This window comes from Cellulosimicrobium sp. PMB13 (assembly GCF_051294865.1).
In the GTDB taxonomy this organism is placed as follows: Bacteria; Actinomycetota; Actinomycetes; order Actinomycetales; family Cellulomonadaceae; genus Cellulosimicrobium.
In genome coordinates, this window is record NZ_CP145910.1 from 2435478 (window position 1) to 2459822 (window position 24345).

Consider the following 24345-nt stretch of genomic DNA (forward strand, 5'->3'; position numbering starts at 1 on the left):
CGGTGGCCCGGGCGATCGCGCCCGGGCCACCGTCGCCATGTTGCGCCGCGACGGCGGAAGTACGGTTCGATGGAGTTCCCTGTTCGGAGAGAGGGCAGCCGGTGAAGCTGGAGCTGCGCGGGATCACGAAGGTCTTCGGGTCCCTGGTCGCCAACGACCACATCGACCTGGTCATCGAGCCGGGCGAGATCCACGCCCTGCTCGGGGAGAACGGGGCCGGGAAGAGCACGCTGATGAACGTGCTCTACGGCCTGTACGACCCCGACGACGGGGAGATCCTGGTCGACGACGCGCCGGTGACCTTCACCGGACCGGGCGACGCGATGGCCGCCGGCATCGGCATGGTGCACCAGCACTTCATGCTCGTCCCGGTCTTCACCGTCGCGGAGAACGTGGCCCTGGGCCACGAGCCCGTCAAGGGCGGCGGCCTCATCGACGCCCGCCGCGCCCGGACCCTCGTGCGCGAGATCTCCGACCGGTTCGGCTTCGAGGTGGACCCGGACGCGATGGTCGAGGACGTCCCCGTGGGGGTGCAGCAGCGCGTCGAGATCATCAAGGCGCTCTCCCGGGACGCGCGCGTGCTCATCCTCGACGAGCCCACCGCGGTGCTGACCCCGCAGGAGACCGACGAGCTCATCGCGATCATGCGCCAGCTCAAGGCGGCCGGGACGTCGATCGTCTTCATCACGCACAAGCTGCGTGAGGTCCGCGCGGTCGCGGACAGGATCACCGTCATCCGGCGCGGCAAGGTCGTGGGGACGGCCGACCCGAGCGCGAGCGAGACCGAGCTCGCGTCGCTCATGGTCGGGCGCTCGGTGTCGCTCGGTGTGGACAAGGAGCCGGCCGAGCCCGGTGACGCCACGTTCCAGGTCACCGACCTCACCGTGATGGACGACCAGGGGACCGCGGTCGTCGACCGGGTCAGCCTCGACGTCGCCCGCGGGGAGATCCTCGTCGTCGCCGGGGTGCAGGGCAACGGGCAGACCGAGCTCACCGAGACGATCGTCGGCCTGCGCCGGCCCGTCGCGGGCTCCATCACGCTCGACGGCCGCGAGCTCGTGGGGCGCGGCGTCGCCGACGTCCTCGCCGCCGGCGTCGGCTACGTCCCCGAGGACCGCAGCACCGACGGCATCATCGGGACGTTCTCCGTCGAGGAGAACCTCGTGCTCGACCTCTTCACGTCCGCGCCCTACTCGAGCGCCGGTGCGCTGAACAAGGGCGCGATCCGCTCGAACGCCGAGCAGCGCGTCGTCGAGTTCGACGTGCGCACCCAGACCGTCGAGGCGCCCGCCGGCACGCTGTCCGGCGGCAACCAGCAGAAGGTCGTGCTCGCGCGGGAGATGTCGCGCCCGCTGCGCCTGCTCATCGCGTCCCAGCCGACCCGCGGGCTCGACGTCGGGTCGATCGAGTTCGTGCACAGCCGGGTCGTGCAGGAGCGCGACAACGGCACCCCCGTGATCATCGTGTCGACCGAGCTCGACGAGGTCCTGGCGCTCGCGGACCGGATCGCGGTGATGTACCGCGGTCGCGTGGTCGGCGTCGTCCCCGGGGACACGGACCGCGACGTGCTCGGGCTCATGATGGCCGGCGTCCCGCTCGACGAGGCCGTCGCGCAGGCCGCGGCGCACCACACGACCCTCGGCGGGGGCGACCTCGAGGCCGACGCCCACCCGCGCGACGCGCGCGAGGAGGAGGACCAGTGACCTACCAGGCCATCCCGGAGGACGAGGGGACGCCCGTCGCCCCGCCGACCCCCGCCCCGCCGAGCGACGTGCCGAAGCCCGAGCGGCCCGCCGGGCAGGGCGTCCTGCGCGAGATCCTCGAGAGCAGCTGGCTCGTCTCGCTGCTCGCGATCGTCGCAGCCCTCGTGATCGGCGGCGTCCTCATCGCCGCCGCCGACCCGGAGGTGCAGGAGGCCGCCACCTACTTCTTCGCCCAGCCGTCGGACTTCTTCGCGGCCACCTGGGACGCGGTGTTCGGCGCCTACAGCGCGCTGTTCCAGGGTGCGGTGATCAACTTCCAGGCGACGGACCTGCAGCGCGCCCTGCGGCCGCTCACCGAGACGATGACGGTCTCCGTCCCGCTGATCCTCGCGGGGCTCGGGCTCGGCATCGGCTTCCGGGCCGGCCTGTTCAACATCGGCGCCCAGGGGCAGATCATCCTCGGCGGCATCTTCGCCGGGTTCATCGGCTTCACGTTCTCCCTGCCGCCGGGCCTGCACCTGCTCCTCGCGGTGCTCGGCGCGGCGCTCGGCGGCGCGATCTGGGCCGGTATCGCCGGTGTGCTCAAGGCGCGCACCGGGGCCCACGAGGTGATCGTCACGATCATGCTCAACAACATCGCCGTGTACCTCGTGGCCTATCTGCTCACGACGCCGGCCTTCCAGCGACCCGGCAGCTCCAACCCGATCAGCCCGCCGATCCCCAGCAGCGCGACGTTCCCGCTCCTGCTCGGCGAGGGCTACCGGCTGCACCTCGGGTTCGTCCTCGCCCTCCTGGCCGCCGTCGGCGTCTGGTGGCTCATGGAGCGCTCGACGCTCGGCTTCCGCTTCCGCGCCGTCGGGGAGAACCCGAACGCGGCACGGACCGCGGGCATCTCGGTCCCGTGGGTGACGGTCTGGGTCATGGCCCTCGCCGGCGCCCTCGCCGGTCTGGGCGGCGCCGCGCAGGTGCTCGGCACGGAGAAGGTCCTCACGGCCGGTGTCGCTGCGAGCTTCGGCTTCGACGCGATCACCGTCGCGCTCCTGGGTCGCTCGCGGCCGCTGGGCACGGTCCTTGCGGGCCTGCTCTTCGGTGCGCTCCGCGCCGGCGGGTTCGCCATGCAGGCACGGACCGGCACGCCGATCGACATCGTGCTCGTCGTCCAGTCGCTCATCGTGCTGTTCATCGCCGCGCCCCCGCTGGTCCGGGCGATCTTCCGGCTCCCGACGCCGGGGGGCCCGACCCGCGCCGAGCGGCAGGCAGCGCGCCGCCGCGACCGCGCGACGACCCCGACCACCCCGACGACGCAGGAGGCCGGCGCATGAGCACCGCGACCACCCCGGCTCCGGCGGCATCCACGGACTCCCGGCCGTCCGCCAAGCCGCTGCCCCCGATCAGCTGGCGTGCTCCGATCGCCTACGCCGTCATCGGCCTGATCTCGCTGTTCTTCTTCGCGATCCTGCCGCCCGGTGGGCGCCAGACCACGTTCCGTCTGTCCACCCCGGACGACTTCTTCCAGATCGAGCCGATCACCGTGAGCTCGAGCGGCGCGGCCCTCTTCCTGTCGGTCCTCGCGCTCCTGCTGGCCGGACTGTCGTTCTGGGCCGCGCGGGACCGTCGCAAGGTCGGCGTCTGGCTGCCCATCGTGTTCGGCGTGCTGGTCGTCTTCGCCTTCCTGTGCTGGGCCGGCGCCGGCAAGTCGTCGATCCCGCTCACGGGCCTGCTGCAGGGTCGCTGTTCCTCGCGGTACCGCTGGTGTTCGGCGCACTGTCGGGCGTGCTGTGCGAGCGGGTCGGCATCATCAACATCGCGATCGAGGGGCAGCTGCTCGCCGGCGCGTTCCTCGCCGCGGTCGTGGCGTCGCTGACCTCGAGCGCGTACGCCGGGCTCATCGCCGCGCCGATCGCCGGTGCGCTCGTCGGCGTGCTCCTCGTGATCTTCTCCGTGAAGTACTGGGTCAACCAGATCATCGTCGGCGTCGTGCTCAACGTGCTGGTCGTCGGGGTCACGAGCTACCTCTACTCGACGGTCCTCACCGAGGACTCCGCGACGTGGAACACGCGCACGCCGCTGCCCGTCCTCGAGATCCCCGTGCTGTCGCAGATCCCCGTCGTCGGCCCGGTGCTGTTCCGCCAGACGCTGCTCGTGTACCTCATGTACGTCGTCGTGATCCTGCTCCAGATCTTCCTCTTCCGGAGCCGGTGGGGGCTGCGCCTGCGCGCGGTGGGCGAGCACCCCAAGGCGGCGGACACCGTGGGCATCAAGGTCAACGCGACGCGCGTCCGCAACACGATCCTCGGCGGCGCCGTCGCGGGCCTCGGCGGTGCGTTCTTCACCGTCGCCGCGGGGCTCGCCTTCGGCAAGGAGATGACCGGCGGGAAGGGCTTCATCGCGCTCGCCGCGATGATCCTCGGCCGCTGGAACCCCGTCGGCGCGCTGATCGCGGCGCTGCTGTTCGGGTTCTCCGACAACCTGCAGGTCGTGCTCGGCATCGTCGGGACGCCCATCCCCAGCCAGATCATGCTCATGACGCCCTACGTCGTGACGATCTTCGCCGTCGCCGGCCTCGTGGGACGCGTGCGCCCGCCCGCCGCCGAGGGCATCCCCTACGTGAAGTGAGGTCGCGATGACGCACGTGCCCGACGGCGGGACCCGCCCCGGTGACGACGCTCGCCCAGGTGGCGGCGCCGTCGGGCACGACGGCGGCGCCGTCGACTGGGAGGCGCTGCGCACCGCGGCCCGCGAGATCATGACGCGGGCGTACGCCCCGTACTCCGGCTACCCGGTGGGCGCCGCCGCGCTCGTCGACGACGGGCGCGTGGTCGTGGGGTGCAACATCGAGAACGCCGCCTACGGCGTGACCCTGTGCGCCGAGTGCTCGCTCGTGGGCGCGCTCGTCGGCGGCGGGGGCGGACGCCTGGTGGCGTTCGCGTGCGTCGACGGCCGTGGCGCCACGATCATGCCGTGCGGTCGCTGCCGCCAGCTCCTGTGGGAGCACGGCGGCCCCGACCTGCTGGTCGACACCGCGCGTGGTATCAAGACGATGAGGGACGTGCTGCCCGACGCCTTCGGGCCCGACGATCTGGAGGTGCGCTCGTGACCAGCGACGACGGGACCGTGCAGGGTGGTGCGGCAGGGCCGGACGGGACCGCGCAGCCGGGGGACGAGCAGCAGGCGGGCCCCGCGCCCGAGCCGTTCGACGCCGTCGACGTCATCCGTGCCAAGCGCGACGGGAGGCTGCTGGACGGCGCGCAGATCGACTGGGTGATCGACGCGTACACGCGCGGTGTCGTCGCGGAGGAGCAGATGGCCGCGCTCGCCATGGCGATCTACCTCAACGGGATGGACCGCACGGAGATCGGGCGCTGGACGCAGGCGATGATCGCCTCCGGGGAGCGCATGGACTTCGCCGGGTTGTCCCGCCCGACCGTCGACAAGCACTCGACCGGCGGCGTCGGGGACAAGATCACCCTTCCCCTCGCCCCGCTCGTCGCCTCCTACGGCGTCGCCGTGCCGCAGCTGTCCGGCCGCGGGCTGGGTCACACGGGCGGGACGCTCGACAAGCTCGAGTCGATCCCCGGGTGGCGCGCCGCGCTGACGAACGAGCAGATGATGGACGCGCTCGAGCACGTCGGCGCGGTGATCTGCCAGGCGGGGTCCGGGCTCGCGCCCGCGGACCGGCTCCTGTACTCGCTGCGCGACGTCACGGGGACGGTCGAGTCGATCCCGCTCATCGCGAGCTCGATCATGAGCAAGAAGATCGCCGAGGGCACCGGCGCCCTCGTGCTCGACGTCAAGGTCGGGTCGGGCGCGTTCATGAAGGACCTCGAGTCCGCGCGCGAGCTCGCGCGCACGATGGTCGACCTCGGCACCGACGCCGGCGTGCGCACGGTCGCGCTGCTGACCGACATGTCGACTCCTCTCGGCCTCACGGCGGGCAACGCGCTCGAGGTGCGCGAGTCGGTCGAGGTCATGCAGGGCAAGGGCCCGCAGGACGTCGTGGACCTGACCGTCGCCCTCGCCGTCGAGATGCTCGCCGCGGCCGGGCGCCCCCAGGACTCCGACGACGTCCACCACGCGCTCGTCGGTGGACGCGCCCTCGACAAGTGGCGCGAGATGATCGCCGAGCAGGGCGGCGACTCGCGGGCGCCGCTGCCGGTCGCCCGCGAGAAGGAGCACGTGGTCGCGGACCACGACGGCGTGATGTCCCGGCTGGACGCCTACGCCGTCGGGGTCGCCGCGTGGCGCCTCGGTGCGGGGCGCGCCCGCAAGGAGGACGTCGTCCAGGCCGGGGCGGGCGTCGAGCTGTTCGCGAAGCCGGGCGACGTCGTGCGCAAGGGCCAGCACCTCATGACCCTGCACACCGACACGCCCGACCGGTTCGACCGGGCCGTGCAGGCGCTCGAGGGGGCGTGGGAGATCGCACCGCCCGGGAGCGACGTCGCACCGGGGCCCGTCGTCCTCGACCGCGTCGGCTGACGGTGGCGGGGCCGGACGCGGGCGGGTCGCCGGACCCGCGGACCGACCGGGGGACGGACGAGGGTGCTCGGGCCGATGACCGTCGCCCACGGTCCGTCTACGGCGTGGGCACGGAGCCCGACGCGCGGTTCAGCCTCGCGAACGAGCGCACGGCCCTGGCGTGGGTCCGCACCGGCGTGGGCCTCGTCGCCGGGGGCGTGGCCCTCACGTCGTTCTCGACCTTCGCGGACCTGCCCGGGCTGGTGGATCTCGTCGCGGCCGTCGCGTGCCTGGTCGGTGCGGCGTGCGCGCTCTACGCCCTGGTGTCGTGGCGACGCAACGAGAGAGCGCTCCGGCTGCGGCAACCGTTGCCAGCGCCCGGCGGCATCCCGGTGCTCGTGACCGGCGTGATCCTGCTCGCCGTGCTCATCGCGGGCTACTCGCTGGCGGCGGGCCTCGGCGAGGCGGGCGCGCTGCCGTGAGCGACCCCGCCGCTCGGGACGAAGGGCTCCAGCCCGAGCGCACCGCCCTCGCCTGGCAACGTTCGGTGCTCGGCGTCGTGGTCGGCGCGCTCCTGCTCGGCGCGGCCGGGCTGCGCAGCGGCCACGCGCCGGTCGTGTGGGCCGCCGCCGCGGTCGCGGTGCTGACTCTCGTCCCCGCCGTCCTGCGTCCGCCGACCGGCGGCCTGCCGGGCAGCGGGCGGCTGCGCTCGTGGTCGTTCCTCGTTCGGCTCGTCGCGCTCGTGCTCGCGCTCGCCGGGATCGGCGCGGCATGGGCGGTCGCGCGTGCGGTCGGTGCGGCGTGAGCACGCTCGGCGGGTGGCGGCTCACGTCCTTCGCCTCGCTGCTCGGCACGGTGGGGCGGCCGCCGTCGACGGGTGCTCTGCCGACCGTGCCCGGCCTCGGCGCGGCGCTCACCGTCGCGGGGGCGCTCGACCGTGCGCGCGGCGCCGGGCACCCGGACGGTGTGGTAGCCGGCCTCGCACGTGTCCTTCCCGCTCTGTCGGTCGAGGCGCGTCACGAGGTCGTCGACCCGTTCGGTCGGGGCCCGTCCCTTGCGCGCACCGACGGGCCCGCCGTCCGACCGCTCGTGCTCGGCGGTGCGCCCGCGCGGCAGGTCGACGGGACGACGTGCGGCTCGGCCGCGCTCGCGCTGCTCGCCGCCGCGGGCGACCCCGTGCTCGCCCTGTGGCTCGTGACCGGCGTGGTGCTCGACGACGCCAGCACGGCGTCCACCGGCACCGGCGCCGATCCCGTTCCCGGCCCGCCCGCGGCCGGGGACCGGCCACCCGGGGACGGCCCGCCAGGTAGGGCCGAGCACCGGTGGCGTGGCCTGCAGCAGGTCGTCAAGGCGCGCACGGGCCGGCGTGCGCTCGGGCCGTTCCCGTGGCCCGGCGCGCTGGGGACGCCTCCGTGGGGGGCGGCGCGCACCGCGCGGTACGCGGGCGTGCGGTTCACGCACCACGTGGTCGACGGCGACCGCGGGAGCAGCGTGCTGGACGCCGCTCTCGACGCGGCGGCTCACGGGGTCCCGGTGCCGTTGTTCACCGGCGGCGACCTGTCCGCCGGGGTCGCGGCGGCGGTGCCACGCCACGTCGTGCTCCTCGTCGCCGCCGACGCCGCGTCGCCCGAGCACATCGCGACGGCCGACGAGCCCAGGGTGCGTCGCTGCTGGGTCTACGAACCGTCGTCGGGCGCCGTGCACCGGCTCGACGCCGCGCACCTTGCCGCAGGTGCGGAGGTCGCCGCGGTGCGGCGTGCGCTCGGTGGCTGGCCCCACGTCGTGTGGGCCGTCCTGCCTGCCGGCTGACGGCGCGGGCGACGGCGGCGCACGAACGACCGGCCCGGCGGCGGGCCGGCCACCGGGCTGGCGATCGGAGGGTGCCCGCGTGAGGATGGAGGGGCACCACCCGCCACGCGGAAGGAGTCGACATGAGCACGGTCCCGGGGGAGAACACCTGGCGAGACGCCGGTCTGGTCGAGCAGGACGAGGAAGCGGTGAGCCTCGTCGAGGAGGTCGAGACGGACGACACGGGCGTCGACGACCCCGAGCACGAGCCCGACGACTACCGCCCCCGCTCGGCGCGGCCCGACCTCGACGGGGAGGCGAGCGAGGCGGACGTCGTCGAGCAGGCGTCGGCGGTCCCCGGCGCCGAGGAGGACTACGCCTGACGGGACGATGCCTGACCGGCCCAGCGGCCCCACGGCCGGTACCGTGAGCGCATGACCACCGAGAACCGCCCGCTCACCGCGGACGTCATCCGTGCCCTGCCCAAGGTCGTGCTGCACGACCACCTGGACGGAGGGCTCCGTCCCGCGACGATCCTCGAGCTCGCGGCCGAGGTCGGGCACGAGCTGCCCGCCCACGACGCCGAGTCCCTCGCGACCTGGTTCGCCGAGTCCGCCGACTCCGGCTCGCTCGTGCGCTACCTCGAGACGTTCGACCACACGATCGCCGTCATGCAGACCCCCGAGGCGCTCGCCCGCGTCGCCCGCGAAGCCGTGCTCGACCTCGCCGCCGACGGCGTCGTCTACGCCGAGCAGCGCTGGGCGCCGGAGCAGCACCTCCAGCGCGGGCTGACGCTCCAGGAGACCGTCGACGCCGTCCAGGCAGGCATCGAGCAGGGCATCGAGGCTGCTGCCGCCGAGGGACGCACGATCCGTGTCGGACAGCTCGTCACCGCCATGCGGCACGCGGACCGGTGGCAGGAGATCGCCGAGCTCGCCGTCGCCAACCGGACGAACGGCGTCGTCGGGTTCGACATCGCCGGGGCCGAGGACGGGTTCCCGCCGTCGCGGCACGCCGAGATCTGGGGCTACCTCGCCCGGAACAACTTCCCGGTGACGATCCACGCGGGCGAGGCCGCCGGCCCAGAGTCGATCGCGGAGGCGGTGCACCTGGGCCAGGCCGGGCGCATCGGCCACGGGGTCCGGATCGTCGAGGACATCACGTTCGACCCCGCCCACCCGCACAGCGTCGAGGGAGAGTCCGGCACCGCCGCGCTCGGGCTCCTCGCGCACTGGGTCCGGGACCACCAGATCCCGCTCGAGCTGTGCCCCTCGTCGAACGTCCAGACCGGTGCCGCGACGTCGATCGCCGACCACCCGATCACGCGCCTCAAGGAGCTCGACTTCGCCGTCACGCTCAACACCGACAACCGGCTCATGTCGCGGACGTCCATGACGCAGGAGATGACGCTCCTCGTCGAGCAGGCGGGCTGGACCGTCGACGACCTCGCCGACGTGACGATGACGGCGGCGTGGAGCGCGTTCGTCCACCACGACGAGCGGCGGGCGCTCGTCGACGACGTGATCCTGCCGGGGTACCAGCTGGTCGAGGGCGCGCAGGTCTGAGGTCTCGCGGTCGTGGCCGCAGTCGGGTAGCGGCCACGGTCACGGCCGGGTCCGCGGCCTCTGCGGAGGGGCGCGCGGGTCTACCATCCGCCGCTCGTTCCTCGCGGCTCCCGCCAGACCCGCCACGACCCGCGCCCCCTCCGCGCCGGCCGCTCTCCCGCTGCCTCACCTTTCCGGTCAGTACGGTCGGCTCACGGCTCACGGCTCACGGCTCACGGCTCACGGCTCACGGCTCACAGCGCAGTCCGTTCGGGCCTGGCGTCTGGGCGCGAGCACGACGACGATCGTCGCCCGAGAACGACACTGGTGCCGTTATCGATCGGATAACGGCACCAGAGTCGTTCTCGGCGGGGTCAGACGCCCTTGGGGTGCCAGACCGTCTTGATCTCCGTGTAGGCGAGGATGCGCTGGGGGAGCGGCGACTCGGTCCAGTCCGGCTCGGCGTCGTTCCCGTTGCGGTCGAGGGCCGGGCGCAGGACGCGCTTGACCGAGTCCGCCGCGGCGGACTCGAGCTCGCCCCAGGTGACGCCGTCCGCGCCGACCGCGCCGCCGACGTCGAGGGCGTTGACGTCGAGGTGGGACGCGAGCGGGGGAGCGAGCTCCCTCGTGCGGCCCGTGAGGACGTTGACGACGCCGCCCGGCACGTCGGAGGTCGCGAGGACCTCCGAGAGCGTGACGGCCGGGATCGGGCGGTCCTCGCTGGCGACGACGATCACGGAGTTCCCCGTGACCAGCGGCGGGACGATCGTCGAGACGAGACCGAGGAGCGAAGAGCGCTGCGGCGCGACGACCACGACGACGCCCGTCGGCTCGGGCGACGACAGGTTGAAGTACGGCCCGGCGACGGGGTTCGCAGACCCGGCCACCTGCGCGACCTTGTCCGTCCAGCCCGCGTACCAGACCCAGCGGTCGATGGCCTCCGACACGGCGAGCTCCGCCTGGCGCGCCGTGAGCCCTTCTCCGGCGGCGACCTCGGCGACGAACTGGTCGCGCCGCCCTTCGAGCATCTCGGCGACGCGGTAGAGCACCTGCCCGCGGTTGTACGCCGTCGCGCCGGCCCAGCCGGGCTGCGCGGCGCGCGCGGCGACGACGGCCTCGCGGGCGTCCTTGCGCGAGCCCTGCGCGACGTTCGCGAGGAACCGGCCCTTCGCGTCGACCACCTCGTACGTGCGCCCCGACTCGCTGCGGGGGAACTTCCCGCCGACGTAGAGCTTGTACGTCTTGCGGACGCCGAGGCGCTCCGGCGCGGAGGCCGTCCGCGCCGGGCGGGCGGGTGCGGTGCCGGACGCGCTGGCCGCGCCGTCGGCCTGCGTGGTCCTGCTGCCGCTCGTGGTGCGGGCCATCAGTAGGTGCTCCCCTCGATCAGGTAGGACGCCAGGCCGTGCCGGCCGCCCTCGCGGCCGTAGCCGGACTCCTTGTAGCCGCCGAACGGGCTCGTCGGGTCGAACCGGTTGAAGGTGTTCGACCACACGACGCCCGCGCGCAGCCTGTCCGCCATCCAGAGGATGCGCGACCCCTTCTCGGTCCAGATCCCTGCCGAGAGACCGTACGGCGTGTTGTTCGCCTTCGCGACGGCCTCGGCCGGCGTGCGGAACGTCAGGACGCTGAGGACGGGGCCGAAGATCTCCTCGCGCGCGATGCGGTGCGCGGCCGAGACGCCCGTGAAGAGCGTCGGCGCGAACCAGTACCCGGACTCCGGCAGGTCGCACGGCGGGCTCCACCGGGTCGCGCCCTCGGCGACGCCCGCCTCGGTGAGCTCGGTGATGCGCGCGAGCTGCTGCGGCGAGTTGATCGCGCCCACGTCGGTGTTCTTGTCCATCGGGTCGCCCACGCGCAGCGTGCCCAGGCGCGCCTTGAGGCGCTCCACGAGCTCCTCGGCGATCGACTCCTGGACGAGCAGGCGCGACCCGGCGCAGCACACCTGGCCCTGGTTGAAGAAGATCCCGTTGACGATGCCCTCGATCGCCTGGTCGACCGGCGCGTCGTCGAACACGATGTTCGCGGCCTTGCCGCCGAGCTCGAGGGTCGCGTGCTTGCGCGTCCCGGCGATCTGCTGCGCGATGCGCTTGCCGACCGCCGTCGACCCCGTGAACGCGACCTTGTCGACGCCCGGGTGACCGACGAGCGCGGCGCCCGTCGCGCCGGCCCCGGTGACGATGTTCACGACGCCGGGGGGCAGCTCCGCCTGGCGCAGCAGGTCCGCGAAGAGCAGCGCCGTCAGCGGCGTGGTCTCCGCAGGCTTGAGCACCACGGTGTTGCCCGTCGCGAGCGCCGGCGCGATCTTCCACGCGAGCATGAGCAGCGGGAAGTTCCAGGGGATGACCTGCGCGGCGACGCCGTGCGGGCGGGGGGCGGCGCCGTAGCCGGCGTGCTCGAGCTTGTCGGCCCAGCCCGCGTAGTAGAAGAAGTGCGCGGCCGCCGTCGGGACGTCGACGTCGCGCGCCTCGCGGATGGGCTTGCCGTTGTCGAGCGTCTCGAGGACCGCGAACTCGCGGGCCCGCTCGGCGAGGAGCCGCGCGATGCGGAAGAGGTACTTGGCGCGCTCGCGGCCGGGCATGGGTCCCCAGACCGTCTCCTGGGCGCGGCGTGCGGCCCGGACGGCGCGGTCGACGTCGTCCTCGGTGGCCTCCGCCACCTCGGCGAGCACCTCCTCGGTGGCCGGGTTCACGGTCTTGAAGGAGCCGTCGTCGGACGCCGGGGTGAACTCGCCGTCGATGAAGAGGCCGTACGACGACGCGATGTCGACGACGGCGCGCGACTCCGGGGCGGGCGCGTACTCGAACGGCGAGCCGGCGGGCGTGGTGCTCTGTGCTGGGGTTGCAGTCATGGTGCGTGGTGTCCTCGGTTCCGCTCAGTCGACGGTCACGTAGTCGGGGCCCCAGTAGGCACCCGTGGCGAGCTTGTTGCGCTGCATGAGCACGTCGTTGAGCAGCGACGACGCACCGAACCGGAACCAGTCCGGGTCGAGCCACTGCGGCCCGGCGACCTCGTTGACGGCGACCAGGTACTTGATCGCGTCCTTCGAGGTCTTGATGCCGCCCGCGGGCTTGACGCCGACCTGGACCCCCGTGAGCGCGAGGAAGTCACGGACCGCCTCGAGCATGACGACCGTCACGGGCAGCGTCGCGGCGGGGGAGACCTTGCCCGTGCTGGTCTTGATGAAGTCGGCGCCCGCGAGCATCGCGAGCCACGACGCGCGGCGCACGTTGTCGTACGTCGCGAGCTCGCCCGTCTCGAGGATGACCTTGAGGTGCGCGTGGCGGCCGTTCGCGCGGCACTCCTCGCGCACGGCGACGATGTCGTCGTAGACCTGCTCGTAGCGGCCGGAGAGGAACGCGCCGCGATCGATGACCATGTCGATCTCGTCGGCGCCCGCCTCGACGGCGTCGCGCGTGTCCGCGAGCCGGACGGCACGGGTCGCGCGGCCGGACGGGAACGCCGTCGAGACGGCGGCGACCTTGACGCCCGTCCCGGCGAGCGCCTCGACGGCCACGGGGACCATGTCGTTGTACACGCACACCGCGGCGGCCGCCGGGCACGTCGGGTCGTTCGGCTCGGGGCGCACGGCCTTGGCGGCGAGCGCCCGGACCTTGCCGGGGGTGTCGGCGCCCTCGAGCGTGGTGAGGTCGACCATGCGGATGATCGTGTCGAGCGCCCAGGCCTTCGACGTCGTCTTGATCGAGCGCGTGCCGAGCATGGCCGCGCGGCCGTCCGCACCGACCTTGTCGACGCCCGGCAGGCCGTGCAGGTAGCGCCGCCACCCCGTGTCGTCCAGGGCGGCGGAGCCGGTGACGGAGCGGGCGAGCTCGGCGATCGCGGAGGCGGGACGGTCGGCGGGTGCCGGGGTCGCCGGAGCCGCGTCGGAGCCCGCCGGGCCGGTCTCCCGGACCGACGGCGGTGTCGTGGTGCTCATCGCTCCAGGTTACCCGTCGGTACGGTGCCGCGGCCCGGTCGCGGCACCGCCGACCGCGGCACTAGAGGCCGAGCGCGCGGCTCATGTCGGACTTCACGCGGTCGAGCCGCTCGCGCGCGAACGCGCGGGCGGCGGTGAGGTCGTCGTGCGACGCGTCCGCGGCGACCGGGACCACGACCTCGAGGTAGCACTTGACCTTCGGCTCGGTGCCGCTGGGGCGCACGATGACGCGCGTGCCGTCCGCGGTGAGGACCCGCACGCCGTCCGTCGGCGGGAGGCCGTCGAGCCCCGCGGAGAGGTCGGCGACGTCGGTCACGCCCGCGCCCGCGAGGGTGCGCGGCGGCGCGGACCGCAGGTGCGTCATCGTCTCGCCGATCCGGTCGAGGTCGGTGAACCGCGCCGAGAGCTGGTCGCTCACGTGCAGGCCGTGCCGGCGCGCGAGGTCGTCGAGCGCGTCGACGAGCGTGCGCCCCTCGGCCTTCAGGCGGTTCGCGAGCTGTGCGACGAGCAGCGCCGCGCTGATGCCGTCCTTGTCCCGCACGTGCGCGGGGTCGACGCAGTAGCCCAGCGCCTCCTCGTAGCCGAACACGAGGCCGTCCACGCGGCTGATCCACTTGAACCCGGTGAGGGTCGTCGCGAAACCCAGGCCGTGCGCGGCCGCGATGCGGGAGAGCAGGCGAGAGGACACGACCGAGCAGGCGAGCACGCCACCGGCCGCCCCCGAGGCGGTCGCCCGTCGTGCCACGTCCTCGCCGAGCAGCGCGCCTACCTCGTCGCCGTGCAGCATGCGCCAGCCGTTCGACCGCGCCGTCTCGGCGCCCTGGTACGTCCCGACGCGCGGGTCGTAGACCGCGACGGCGCACCGGTCCGCGTCGGGGTCGTTGGCGAGCACCACGTCCGCGCCGGCGTCCTGCGCGTACGCGAGCGCGAGGTCCATCGCGCCCGGCTCCTCGGGGTTGGGGAACGACACCGACGGGAAGTCCGGGTCCGGGTCGAGCTGCTCCTCGACCGGTACGACGGCCTCGAACCCCGCCTCGCGCAGCACGTGCCCGACGACGGCGCCGCCCACCCCGTGCAGCGCGGTGGTGACGACCTTGAGCCGGCGAGGCGCGCCGTCGGACAGCGCGAGGACGGACGCGGCGTAGGCACGGACGACGTCCCGTTCGAGCACGGTCCACCCGTCGGGGGCCCGAGGGACCGAGCGGGCCGGCCCGACGGCGGCGATCGCCGCGGCGATGCGCGCGTCGTACGGCGGGACGATCTGCGCGCCCTGGCCCGCGTCGGTGACCACGCGGCCCCCGAGGTAGACCTTGTAGCCGTTGTCCGCGGGCGGGTTGTGGCTCGCGGTGACCATGACGCCCGCGTCGGCGCCGAGGTGGCGCACCGCGAACGCGAGGACGGGCGTGGGCAGCGCGCTCGGCAGGACCGAGACGTCGAGGCCTGCGGCGGTCAGGACCGCGGCGGTGTCCACGGCGAACGCGCGCGAGCGGTGGCGCGCGTCGAAGCCGACGACCACCCGAGGCCGTGACCCGGGCCCGAGCGCGTCGAGGAGGTAGGCGCCGAGCCCGGCGGCGGCCCGCACGACGACGGCACGGTTCATGCGGTGCGGCCCCGCCGCCATCGCCCCGCGCAGGCCGGCCGTGCCGAACTCGAGCGGGCCCGAGAACCGGTCGCGCAGCTCGGCGAGCGCCGCACGGCGGACGTCGTGCTTGCGGGGGTCGGGGGAGTCGGCGAGGTCGAGCAGGTGGCGCAGCTCCTCCTGGTCGCCCCGGTCGACGTCGTCGTCGATCCACGCGGCGACGCGCTCCAGGAACGCGGCGTGGATCGATCCCGGGTCGAACGACGGGTCGTCCGTCGGTTCGGCCGGCACCCCGGCCCGGGACGTCTTCCCCCGCGGGGACGCGCCACGCTCGGTCATGTCACACCTGCTTCGCGATGTCGGCCAGGAGGGAGCTGATCCGAGGGCCCGCGGCCTGGCCGGCCTCGATGACCTCGGCGTGCGACAACGGCGTCGGGCTGATTCCTGCGGCCAGGTTCGTCACGAGCGAGACGCCGAGGACCTCGAGCCCGCAGTGCCGTGCGGCGATCGCCTCGAGCGTGGTCGACATGCCAACGAGGCTCGCCCCGAGGACACCTGCCATGCGCACCTCGGCCGGGGTCTCGTAGTGCGGGCCGGGGAACTGCGCGTACACGCCCTCGTCGAGCGTCGGGTCGACGCGACGCGCGATCTCACGCAGCCGCGGCGAGTAGACGTCGGTGAGGTCGACGAACGTCGGGCCCTCGAGGGGGCTGCGCCCCGTGAGGTTGATGTGGTCCGCGAGCAGCACGGGCGTCCCCGCGGCCCACGCGGGGTTGAGGCCCCCGCAGCCGTTCGTGAGGATCACGGTCTCCGCGCCCGTCGCGGCAGCGGTGCGCACCCCGTGCACGACGGCGCGCACCCCCTTGCCCTCGTACAGGTGCGTGCGTGAGCCCAGCACGAGCGCGTGCCGCACCGACCCGTCGGCGCGCTCGACCCGGAGCGATCGCGTGACCGACAGGTGGCCCGCGACGGCCGTCGCGGAGAAGCCCGGGATCTCGTGGGTCGGGATCTCCGCGACGACGTCGCCCAGCAGCTCCGCCGCGCCGCCCCACCCCGAGCCCAGCACGAGCGCCATGTCGTGGCCGTCGACGCCGGTGACCTGCGCGATGTGGTCGGCGGCCGCCCGGGCCACGAGGAACGGGTCGGTGGCGGGATCGTCGAGCGAGGAGGGTCTCGTGGGCACGGTGGTCATGCCTGCAAGGCTAGAGCCTCTCGAACGACCGTGCTCAGAGTGGGGCCCGGGCCGTGGAGGGTACGGGGCCGGTGGGGCGGCGCAGCCTCCCGGACGCCGTGGAGGCGCGTGTCAGGTCCGTGCCGCGTCCGCCTCCTGCCAACGGTGCCGAAGCCGTCCCGTGCCGGTGCTCGACCACCGCGAGAACCGCACGATCCTGCGGCCCGCGGGTGCCCGGGCCCAGGTGGCTGATCGCTGTCGACAGCCCCCGGAGGCACCATCCGGCCATGACCGAAACATGGCGTTGTGCGCCCTGTGGAGGGCCGTCGAGCCTTGTCATGTCGCCACCGAAAGCGACCGCAGCAGCGCCCGACTCGAAGCACACCAGGAGATGTCATGTCGAACACACGCCGAGCTCTCGCCGCCGTCGTCCTCGCTCTCGCCACCCTCGGGATCACCGGCGTCGCCGGGGCCGCGACCGCTGGCGACCCGCAGGTCGGGACCGAGCCGGTCCAGGTCTCGAGCGGGCACTGGGACTGGTGACCCACCGACGTCGTCGGGTGACCGGACCAAGGAGGAACGATGGCTGAGCAGGACGACGCGCCCGCTCGGGGCCCGCACGGGGCCGGCACCACGACCGGCACAGGGGCCGGCACCGCGACCGGCGCCGAGGCCGGGACGGAGGCCGGGCAGGACGAGCAGCGCAGCGACGAGCTCGGCGTCCCGACGACCCCCGCGGACGCCACCGGTCGACGTGACCGGGAGTGGGCGCAGAGCCTCTGGCTGTCCTTCCGCCGCCGAGACATCGGTCCGCGTCCACGATCAGCGCGTGCTTGAGGAGGCGACGATGAACCAGACGTCCGCAGCGTTCCGGGTGCTCGGCCCGGTGGCGATCGAGATGGGGTCCGCAGAGGCGGTCCTGCCGCCGTCGCAGCCCGCCGTGCTGCTCGCCATGCTCCTGCTGAGCGGGAGCTCGGTCGTCTCGCAGGGCACGCTGCGACGTGCACTGTGGGACGACGAGCCACCGCTCGCGGCCAAGCAGGCGCTGCACACGAGCATGATGCGGCTGCGACGCACGCTCGAGGCGCAGGGCGTCCCCGAGCGAGCCATCGAGACCGTCCACGGCGGCTACCGCATGGCCGTCGCCGAGGAGCGCCTCGACCTCGCCCGGTTCCGGCGCGCCGTCGCCGTGGGCACGGCTCAGGCGAACCCGGAGCACGAGCTCCGGCAGCTCGAGCTCGCCCTCGGCCTGTGGGACGGGGCGCCGCTCGTGAACGTGCCGTCGGTCATGGTCCAGCGCGACCTGCTGCCGGGTCTGCTCGACGAACGGCTCCGCGTCGACGAACGCGTCTGGGAGCTCATGCTCGAGCTCGGCATGGCGCGGTCGGCGCTGTCCGGGCTGTGGGACGCGGCGCGGAGGTACCCGGCCCACGAGCACATCGCCGAGATGCTGATCGACGCGCTCTACCGCACGGGACGCCAGGCGGAGGCCCTGACCGAGTTCCACCGCATCCGGCAGCACCTCGACGACGAGCTCGGCATCGACCCGGGCGCGCGGCTGCGGCGGCTCGAGCTGTCCATCCTGCGTGGTGACCGCCCCGGTCCCGACCGCCCGGAGCGTCAGGCCGTCGAGACGGTACGGGTCCGGGCCGGGCGGTGGCCGCTGGTCGGTCGGACCGACGCGATCCGCTTCCTGAGCGAGCGGCTCGCCGAGCACCCCTCGTCGCCCGTCGTGCTCACCGGCCCGTTCGGCATCGGGAAGACGGCGCTCGCTCGTCATGTCGCCGAGCTGATGGGCGCGCGGTACTCCGGCGGGACGACGTTCCTCGAGATGCGCGACAAGACCGGTGCGGCCGTCCCGTGCACGACGCTCGGCGATGCGCTGCTCCGGCCGTCCGGCACCGGTCGCCGTCTCGTCGTCCTGGACGACGTCGTCGACGTCGACCAGGCGCACGAGGTGGTGTCGATGGTGTCGCCCGACGACGGCGTGGTGCTCACGAGCCGCACGAGCCTCGCCGGCTTCCTCGCCCGTGACGGCGGGTGGCTGCACCGGCTCGGTCCCCTGTCGGACGACGAGGCGACGAACCTGCTCACCACCGCGATCGGAGCGGATCGGGCCGCCGCGAGCCGTGAGGACCTGCGTCGCATCGCCGACCTGTGCGGGGGCGTCCCCCTCGCGCTGCGGATCGCAGCGGCGCGGGTGCTCACGCAGCCCAACGTCTCGCTCGCCGACGCGTACGACCGGCTCGCCGAGGACCCCCTCGGGCGCCTGTCGCTCCCCGGCGACCCCTCCATGTCCGTGGCGCGGCGGTTCGACGAGGCCGTCGAGCAGCTGGCCGACCCGCTCGCCGCGGCGCTCGCGAGCCTTGCGGGCGCCGGCCCCGCCGTCCTGTCTCTCGACGACTGCGCGCGGGTGCTGGGCCTGCCGCCCAAGGCCGCCGAGCGGTACCTCGACGAGCTCGTCGACGCGTGCCTCGTCGAGCACGTCCCACCCCGGCACTACACGCTGAGCGACCTCGTGCGCCTGTGCGCGCTCGGCGTCGCTCGAACTGTCCGCGAGACCGCACCCACCTTGAAGGGCTGACAACGTCATGAGCACCTCGTACGAGCAGATCGCCACCACGCGGCCGCGCATCCGCCGGGACGTGATCTTCACCAAGACCGCGGACGGGGTCTTGTTCCACAACACGACCACCGGGTTCCGGCTGACCGCACCGACGGGATACCGCCTCGCGACCCTCCTGGTGCCGTACCTCGACGGCACCAACCGGGTCGCCGACCTGTGCGACTCGCTGCCGGAGGCGCAGAGGGCGATGATCGGCGAGCTGATCCAGACCCTGTACGAGCGCGGTTTCGCCCGGGACACGCCGCTCGCCGGCCCCGAGGTGATCGACCCGGTGGACGCGGAGCGCTTCGCCGCGCAGATCGCCTACATCGACCACTACGCCGACGACGCGCCAGGACGGTTCGCACGGTTCCGCTCGACGACGGTCGCCGTCCTGGGGGACGACGCCGTGGCGATCGCGTCCGCGAAGGGCCTGGTGCGCAACGGTGCGCCGCGCGTGCTCGTGACGAGCGGGGAGGTCGCGGTCGCGACCAAGGCCGAGGCCGTCGACGGCGCCGTGGTCGTCGAGCTCGACGCCGCGCCCGGTGAGGTCACGTGGGCCGACCTGTCCGGCGCCGACGTGGTGCTGGTCGCCGGCGGTGACACGGCGGCCCGCCAGACGTACTCGCTCGTCGCGGCCGGCGTGCCCGAGGGCACCCTCCTGATCCCGGCGTGGACGTACGGGGAACGAGCCGTCGTCGGTCCGGCGATGCGCCAGGACGGCCGGGGGTGCTGGGTGTGCGCCGTGCTGCGCCTGACGAGCACCCACGACGCCGCCGCCGCGGCACCCGTCTGGAGCGGTATCGCGCTCCCCGGTCGTGCCCCGCGGGCCGCCCGCCCGCTCGGTCGACCGCTCGCGTCGATGGTGGGGAACCTCCTCGCCTACGAGGCGTTCCGCATCGTCACCGGCGCGCTGCCGGGCGAGACCGAGGGCTCCGTCATCGTCCAGAACATCGAGTCGCTCGACGCGATCGCCGAGCCGCTCCTCGTGCACCCGCGCTGCCCGTTCTGCTCGGCGGCCCCCGACGCGCTGGACCTGGGCGGCTGGACGGAGCCGACCGTCGCCCCGGAGCCCAGCGACGAGGAGATCGTCGCCGCGCTCAACGCGCGGCAGCCGCTCCTGCAGCCGCACGTCGGCGTCCTCGCCGGGTACGCGGACGAGGAGCTGATGCAGACCCCGATGAAGGTCGGCGTCGTCGAGATCGCGACGGCTGCGGGCGTGCGCCGCTCGATCCCCGCGTTCGACCTGCACCACGTGGCGGGGGCTCGCCAGCGCGCGCTGTCTGCCGCGATCGTCGGGTACACGGCGCGGGACGCCGTGACCGCTCCGGCGGGCGTCGAGACGGAGCGCGTCGCGGACGGCCTCCTCACCGCGGTGCGTCCGCAGCTCGTCGAGGACGGTCCGTGGGTGGCGGCGACGTCGCTCCTGACCGGCGACCACGTGGCCGTGCCGCTCGCCGCCGTCGAGCCGTTCGGGGCGGCCAACGCGACCCACGGCTTCGAGCCGACGCGCGCCGGCGGCGGCGCGGGCGACTCGGCCGGCGAGGCGGTGCGTGCGGGCCTCGGCACGGCCCTCGCCTACGCGGCGCTCCGGGCGACGATCCGAGGGGGTGCCGCCCACGTCGTCGAGCTCGACAGCCTGCGGTCGGACGTGGAGCTCGGGTTCCTGCTGCGCTCGGCGCGCAACCTGGAGGTCGACGTCGAGGTGTTCGACCTGTCGGCGCACGCACCGCTGTCGGTCGTGGCCGTCCGGACGACGGGTGCCGGTCGCCCGGCCTGGACCATCGCCGCGGACGTGTCCTGGCGCGACGCCGCGGTCGCCGCGCTGCGCGACCTCGTCGGCACGGTGCAGCTCGCCGGTGCCGGTCAGGTCGACGGCGGCGACCCCGTCATGGCGGAGCTCGACGCCGGCACCCTCGTCGCGAGCGGCGCGGTCGTCGCGCCGCTGGACCGCACCACGACGTGGGGCCTCGTGCGCGACGCCCTGCGCGCCGCGGGGCAGCACGCGTTCGTCGTCCAGGTGGGCGGAGCCGACCTCGCGGCCGGCGGGTTCGTGGCGGTGCGCGTGCTGCTGACGGCGGTGGGGAGGTGACCGCCGTCGCCACGCCCCCCGCTCCGCTCTTCGGGGCGCACCGCCTGGGCCTGCACGACGAGCTGTCGGCCGACGCCGAGGAGGTCTCGGCGCGCGTCCTCCTCGCGGGGTCGCACGCCCTGGTCGGGCCGTTCGCCGGCCCGGCTCTGCCCTCCTGCCCGACCTGCCTGGCGCGGCGCTGGCAGTCGGCGCGCGACAAGACCTTGCGTGACGCTCTCGAGCTGGGTGGTCCGTCCGTCCAGGTGGGCGACAGCCCGTACCTGCTGTCGTTCCACCAGGACGCGGTCGAGGCCGTGCTGTCCGTGGCCGAGCAGGCCACCGAGGCGGCGGACCGGTACGCGCGCGTCTACCGCGTCGACCTGGAGTCGCTCCAGGTGCGTCGGGTCCCGTTCGTCCAGGACTCGGAGTGCCCGCGGTGCGCGCCCGCCCGTGACGACGTCCCGGAGAGGCTGGAGCTGACCCTCGCGCCGAAGCCCGAGCCGATGGTCTTTCGGTCGCGGCACCTCGACGACTACGGGCTCGAGATCGACGGGTACGCGAACCCGACGTGCGGGGCTCTCGGCACCTCCATGTGGTACGAGACGCTGTCTCGCTCGACGGCGCCCGCGTACGGCACGTTCACGCTGCGGGCAGGGGAGTACCTCCGCGAGACCCTGTACGGCGGGCACGCGGACTCGTTCCAGGTCAGCAGGCGCGTCGCCGTGCTGGAGGGCCTCGAGCGAGCGGCCGGCCTGCGCCCTCGGGGCAAGCGGACCACCGTGCTCGCCAGCCTTGCCGAGCTCGGCGACGTCGCGGTCGACCCGCGGACCTGCGGTGTCTACGAGGACTCGTTCTACGAGCGGAACCCGCACATCGAGCGGTTCGACCCGGTGCGACCGATCCCCTGGGTCTGGGGCTGGTCGCTGCGCGACGACCGTGCCGTCCTGGTGGCGGAGAACCTCGCGTACTACCACGCGGGTCCCGTCACGGAGCGGTTCGTGCAGGAGACGTCGAACGGCTGTGCGTCCGGCTCCTCGCTGACCGAGGCGGTCTACCACGGGCTCATGGAGCTGGTCGAGCGCGACGCGTTCCTCGTCGCATGGTTCGCGAAGCGGTCGCTGCCCGAGATCGACCCGCGCACGAGCGCGCTGGCGAGCACCCGGTTCATGGTCGACCGGCTCGAGATGTACGGGTACCAGGCCCGGTTCTTCGACGCACGCCTCTCCTTCGACATCCCGGTCGTCGCGGGCGTCGCCGTCCGCAAGGACGGAGGCGTCGGCACCCTCGCCTTCGGCGGGGGCGCCAGCCTCGACCCGGAGGCCGCGATCGCCGCGGCGCTGTGCGAGATCGGGACGGACTGCCTGATGTCCGAGACGCGCGTCGGCTGGGACCGGGACACGTACGAGGCGATGGCGGCGGACTTCACGAAGATGTACGGGCTGCACGACCACCCGCACGTGTACGGGCTGCCGCAGATGCGCCGGCACGCGTCCTTCCTGCTCGACGGGCGGGACGAGGCACGGAGCGTCGCCGAGACGTTCGGTGCGACGAGCCCCGCCCCGCCGCTCGCCGACGACCTGCGCACCGACCTCGCGTACTGCGTCGACCAGGTGACGGCGCGCGGGTTCGACGTCGTCGTCGTCGACCAGACCACGCCGGAGCAGGTCGCCCTCGGGCTGCACACGGTCAACGTCACGGTGCCGGGTCTCGTGCCCCTCGACTTCGGGTGGCTCCGTCAGCGTGCCCCGCACACCCGTCGCGTCCGGACCGCCCAGCGCGAGGCGGGCCTGATGGACCGAGACCTGCGCGACGACGAGATCAACACCGCACCGCACCCCTTTCCGTGACCGTCAGCACCCGAGCAAAGGATCCCCGATGGGTTACGCGCACGACTACGCGACCGCGATCATGCATCGCGGCAGGACGCCGATGCCACCGGCCGACTTCGTCCCCGACTGGGGCGACGCGCCGCGCCGGTTCAAGCTGTACTCCGGAGCGGTGACGTTCCCGCTCCCCGACGTCCCCGTCTCCGCCGACGCCGACGCGCCCTCCGTGGCGGCCGGGTTCGCGGCGACAGGGGGTGACGAACCGTTCGACCTCGCCTCGCTCTCCGCGATGCTGCGGTTCTCGTACGCCATCCAGGGCCGACGCCTCGCGCCGACCGCGAACTCCGACCTCGCCTCGCTGCCTCGCTACCAGCACGCGAACTGGTACCGCGGCACGGCGTCCGGCGGTGGCCTGTACCCGTGCAGCACGTACTGGATCGCGGGTCCCGGCGCTGACGTCAACCCGGGGGTCTACTACTACAGCCCTGCGGAGCACGGCATGCAGCGCCTGCTCGCGGGCGACGTCGTCGAGCGTCTTCGTCGCATCGTCGGACCGGTGGCCGACGACGCGACCCAGTTCCTCGTGGTGGGCGTCAAGTACTGGCAGAACGCGTTCAAGTACAACAGCTTCTCCTACCACGCGGTGACGATGGACGTCGGGACGACCCTGCAGACGTGGCGGACCTGGGCCGCGGCGCACGACCGTCAGATCAACCCGGTGCTCTGGTTCGACCAGGCGGACCTGTCCGACCTGCTCGGCCTCGAGCCGGACGCCGAGGGACTGTTCGCCGTCGTCCCGATCGCCTGGGACACGGCGGAGCAGCCGTCGGCGCAGCCGGGCGCGGGCCGTGTCGTGCGCACCGACAAGGAGCGCTCGAAGGTCGTCATCGAGTTCGAGACCATCACGAAGATCCACCGGGCCACGGCCGCGGCGGCGGACGACCGCCTGGCGGTCGGGTCGCTCCGCGAGGTCGGAGCGGTCCTGCGCGACGACGGCGTCGTGATCGAGCTGCCCGAGCCGGACGAGCTGACCATGCCTCTCGTCACGGCGCTGCGTCGCCGCCGCTCCAGCTTCGGCAGGTTCGAGGGCAGGCCCATCACCGCGAGCGAGCTCGCCGCGTCGCTCGCAGCCTCCGTGAGCGCACGGATACCGAACGAGCTCGACGGCCCCGACGACGGCAACCTCGTCAAGCTCTACGTCTTCGTCAACCACGTCACCGACATCCCCCCGGGCGTCTACGAGTACGCCCCGGAGGCCAACGCCCTGCGGCTCATCAGCACCGACGAACCGGGCGCGTTCCTCCAGGAGAGCTACTTCCTGGCGAACTACAACCTGGAGCAGACGGCGGCCGTCGTCGTGCCCTCCGTCCGCACGCACGCCGTGCTCGACGCGGTCGGAGACCGCGGCTACAACCTCGTCAACGCCACCATCGGCGCCGTCTCGCAGAACTTCTACACCGCAGCGGCGGCGCTCGGCCTCGGTGCCGGTGTCGCGCTGGGCTTCGACAACATCTCCTACGCCGAGCGCCTGGGGATCACGGTGCTGGACGAGGCACCACTCCTGATCATGCTGCTCGGTCACGAACGTGCCGGCAGCGGCGACTACCACTACGAGCTGGGGTGACCGGCATGACGATGACGACGACTGCACCGACCTCGCGCCTGGGGA

20 protein-coding genes and 1 pseudogene are annotated in these 24345 nt (G+C 73.6%); 16 read left to right on the top strand and 5 right to left on the bottom strand.

The window, feature by feature from the left end; all coding sequences use genetic code 11:
- Positions 1 to 101 precede the first annotated feature (101 nt).
- The 10 genes and pseudogenes from V5D56_RS10955 (at position 102) to V5D56_RS11000 (ending at position 9511) form a co-directional block, all read left to right on the top strand.
- Positions 102 to 1703, top strand: coding sequence for an ABC transporter ATP-binding protein (locus tag V5D56_RS10955; RefSeq protein WP_435735378.1), 1602 nt, complete (start codon positions 102 to 104; stop codon positions 1701 to 1703).
- On the top strand, positions 1700 to 3025 hold the full coding sequence (locus V5D56_RS10960) for an ABC transporter permease (RefSeq protein WP_435735379.1): 1326 nt from the start codon (positions 1700 to 1702) through the stop codon (positions 3023 to 3025). Before V5D56_RS10955 ends, V5D56_RS10960 begins: the two co-directional genes overlap by 4 nt.
- Positions 3022 to 4319: pseudogene (locus V5D56_RS10965) on the top strand (ABC transporter permease). Before V5D56_RS10960 ends, V5D56_RS10965 begins: the two are co-directional and overlap by 4 nt.
- Before the next feature lie 7 nt (positions 4320 to 4326).
- Positions 4327 to 4800 carry a cytidine deaminase gene (locus tag V5D56_RS10970; RefSeq protein WP_435735380.1) on the top strand — a complete coding sequence of 158 codons (474 nt, stop codon included), beginning with the start codon at positions 4327 to 4329 and terminating at the stop codon, positions 4798 to 4800.
- Entirely contained in the window at positions 4797 to 6179 is a 1383-nt protein-coding gene (locus V5D56_RS10975) for a thymidine phosphorylase (RefSeq protein WP_435735381.1), read from the top strand. Before V5D56_RS10970 ends, V5D56_RS10975 begins: the two co-directional genes overlap by 4 nt.
- A gap of 104 nt (positions 6180 to 6283) precedes the next feature.
- Positions 6284 to 6640, top strand: a complete 357-nt coding sequence (locus V5D56_RS10980) for a YidH family protein (RefSeq protein ID WP_435735382.1) — start codon at positions 6284 to 6286, stop codon at positions 6638 to 6640.
- Positions 6637 to 6963: a DUF202 domain-containing protein gene (locus V5D56_RS10985; protein WP_435735383.1), complete on the top strand. Its 327-nt coding sequence runs from the start codon at positions 6637 to 6639 to the stop codon at positions 6961 to 6963. The genes V5D56_RS10980 and V5D56_RS10985 overlap by 4 nt, the downstream gene beginning before the upstream one ends.
- Positions 6960 to 7967, top strand: coding sequence for a hypothetical protein (locus V5D56_RS10990; protein ID WP_435735384.1), 1008 nt, complete (start codon positions 6960 to 6962; stop codon positions 7965 to 7967). The genes V5D56_RS10985 and V5D56_RS10990 overlap by 4 nt, the downstream gene beginning before the upstream one ends.
- A gap of 122 nt (positions 7968 to 8089) precedes the next feature.
- The gene (locus tag V5D56_RS10995) at positions 8090 to 8329 is read left to right on the top strand and encodes a hypothetical protein (RefSeq protein ID WP_435735385.1); all 240 of its coding nucleotides are present in this window, start codon (positions 8090 to 8092) and stop codon (positions 8327 to 8329) included.
- 51 nt (positions 8330 to 8380) lie between these two features.
- Entirely contained in the window at positions 8381 to 9511 is a 1131-nt protein-coding gene (locus V5D56_RS11000; RefSeq protein WP_435735386.1) for an adenosine deaminase, read from the top strand.
- Positions 9512 to 9864: 353 nt separating this feature from the next.
- Here V5D56_RS11000 and V5D56_RS11005 read toward each other — a convergent pair whose 3' ends face one another.
- The 5 genes from V5D56_RS11005 to V5D56_RS11025 all read right to left on the bottom strand — a co-directional run bounded on the left by V5D56_RS11005 (position 9865) and on the right by V5D56_RS11025 (position 16195).
- Positions 9865 to 10854 (bottom strand): aldehyde dehydrogenase family protein, encoded by a 990-nt coding sequence (locus V5D56_RS11005; RefSeq protein WP_435735387.1) that lies wholly within the window; start codon positions 10852 to 10854, stop codon positions 9865 to 9867.
- Positions 10854 to 12338: an aldehyde dehydrogenase family protein gene (locus tag V5D56_RS11010; protein WP_435735388.1), complete on the bottom strand. Its 1485-nt coding sequence runs from the start codon at positions 12336 to 12338 to the stop codon at positions 10854 to 10856. The genes V5D56_RS11005 and V5D56_RS11010 overlap by 1 nt, the downstream gene beginning before the upstream one ends.
- A gap of 24 nt (positions 12339 to 12362) precedes the next feature.
- Positions 12363 to 13424, bottom strand: coding sequence for a deoxyribose-phosphate aldolase (deoC, locus tag V5D56_RS11015; RefSeq protein WP_435735389.1), 1062 nt, complete (start codon positions 13422 to 13424; stop codon positions 12363 to 12365).
- A 61-nt stretch (positions 13425 to 13485) separates the two neighbouring features.
- Entirely contained in the window at positions 13486 to 15342 is a 1857-nt protein-coding gene (locus tag V5D56_RS11020; RefSeq protein ID WP_435735390.1) for a phospho-sugar mutase, read from the bottom strand.
- A gap of 1 nt (position 15343) precedes the next feature.
- Positions 15344 to 16195: a purine-nucleoside phosphorylase gene (locus V5D56_RS11025; protein WP_435735391.1), complete on the bottom strand. Its 852-nt coding sequence runs from the start codon at positions 16193 to 16195 to the stop codon at positions 15344 to 15346.
- A 375-nt stretch (positions 16196 to 16570) separates the two neighbouring features.
- Here V5D56_RS11025 and V5D56_RS11030 point away from each other — a divergent pair, with 375 nt between their 5' ends.
- From V5D56_RS11030 to V5D56_RS11055, 6 genes are read left to right on the top strand one after another with little or no spacing between them, the layout of a single operon-like run.
- Positions 16571 to 16717, top strand: coding sequence for a hypothetical protein (locus V5D56_RS11030; protein ID WP_435735392.1), 147 nt, complete (start codon positions 16571 to 16573; stop codon positions 16715 to 16717).
- A 39-nt stretch (positions 16718 to 16756) separates the two neighbouring features.
- On the top strand, positions 16757 to 17011 hold the full coding sequence (locus V5D56_RS11035; protein ID WP_435735393.1) for a hypothetical protein: 255 nt from the start codon (positions 16757 to 16759) through the stop codon (positions 17009 to 17011).
- A 10-nt stretch (positions 17012 to 17021) separates the two neighbouring features.
- Positions 17022 to 18758 carry a BTAD domain-containing putative transcriptional regulator gene (locus tag V5D56_RS11040; protein WP_435735394.1) on the top strand — a complete coding sequence of 579 codons (1737 nt, stop codon included), beginning with the start codon at positions 17022 to 17024 and terminating at the stop codon, positions 18756 to 18758.
- A gap of 7 nt (positions 18759 to 18765) precedes the next feature.
- Positions 18766 to 20871, top strand: coding sequence for a TOMM precursor leader peptide-binding protein (locus V5D56_RS11045; RefSeq protein ID WP_435735395.1), 2106 nt, complete (start codon positions 18766 to 18768; stop codon positions 20869 to 20871).
- Positions 20868 to 22697 carry a TOMM precursor leader peptide-binding protein gene (locus V5D56_RS11050; protein WP_435735396.1) on the top strand — a complete coding sequence of 610 codons (1830 nt, stop codon included), beginning with the start codon at positions 20868 to 20870 and terminating at the stop codon, positions 22695 to 22697. Before V5D56_RS11045 ends, V5D56_RS11050 begins: the two co-directional genes overlap by 4 nt.
- 28 nt (positions 22698 to 22725) lie before the next feature.
- Entirely contained in the window at positions 22726 to 24300 is a 1575-nt protein-coding gene (locus V5D56_RS11055; RefSeq protein WP_435735397.1) for a nitroreductase family protein, read from the top strand.
- The last annotated feature ends 45 nt before the right edge of the window (positions 24301 to 24345 follow it).

Bases quoted from the DNA above. Each gene is read 5' to 3' on its own strand.
- V5D56_RS10970 (WP_435735380.1), top strand. From the start codon at position 4,327: ATGACGCACGTGCCCGACGGCGGGACCCGCCCCGGTGACGACGCTCGC.
- V5D56_RS10995 (WP_435735385.1), top strand. From the start codon at position 8,090: ATGAGCACGGTCCCGGGGGAGAACACCTGGCGAGACGCCGGTCTGGTC.
- V5D56_RS11000 (WP_435735386.1), top strand. From the start codon at position 8,381: ATGACCACCGAGAACCGCCCGCTCACCGCGGACGTCATCCGTGCCCTG.
- V5D56_RS11005 (WP_435735387.1), bottom strand. From the start codon at position 10,854: ATGGCCCGCACCACGAGCGGCAGCAGGACCACGCAGGCCGACGGCGCG.
- V5D56_RS11010 (WP_435735388.1), bottom strand. From the start codon at position 12,338: ATGACTGCAACCCCAGCACAGAGCACCACGCCCGCCGGCTCGCCGTTC.
- deoC (WP_435735389.1), bottom strand. From the start codon at position 13,424: ATGAGCACCACGACACCGCCGTCGGTCCGGGAGACCGGCCCGGCGGGC.
- V5D56_RS11020 (WP_435735390.1), bottom strand. From the start codon at position 15,342: ATGACCGAGCGTGGCGCGTCCCCGCGGGGGAAGACGTCCCGGGCCGGG.
- V5D56_RS11025 (WP_435735391.1), bottom strand. From the start codon at position 16,195: ATGACCACCGTGCCCACGAGACCCTCCTCGCTCGACGATCCCGCCACC.
- V5D56_RS11030 (WP_435735392.1), top strand. From the start codon at position 16,571: ATGTCGAACACACGCCGAGCTCTCGCCGCCGTCGTCCTCGCTCTCGCC.
- V5D56_RS11035 (WP_435735393.1), top strand. From the start codon at position 16,757: ATGGCTGAGCAGGACGACGCGCCCGCTCGGGGCCCGCACGGGGCCGGC.
- V5D56_RS11040 (WP_435735394.1), top strand. From the start codon at position 17,022: ATGAACCAGACGTCCGCAGCGTTCCGGGTGCTCGGCCCGGTGGCGATC.
- V5D56_RS11045 (WP_435735395.1), top strand. From the start codon at position 18,766: ATGAGCACCTCGTACGAGCAGATCGCCACCACGCGGCCGCGCATCCGC.
- V5D56_RS11055 (WP_435735397.1), top strand. From the start codon at position 22,726: ATGGGTTACGCGCACGACTACGCGACCGCGATCATGCATCGCGGCAGG.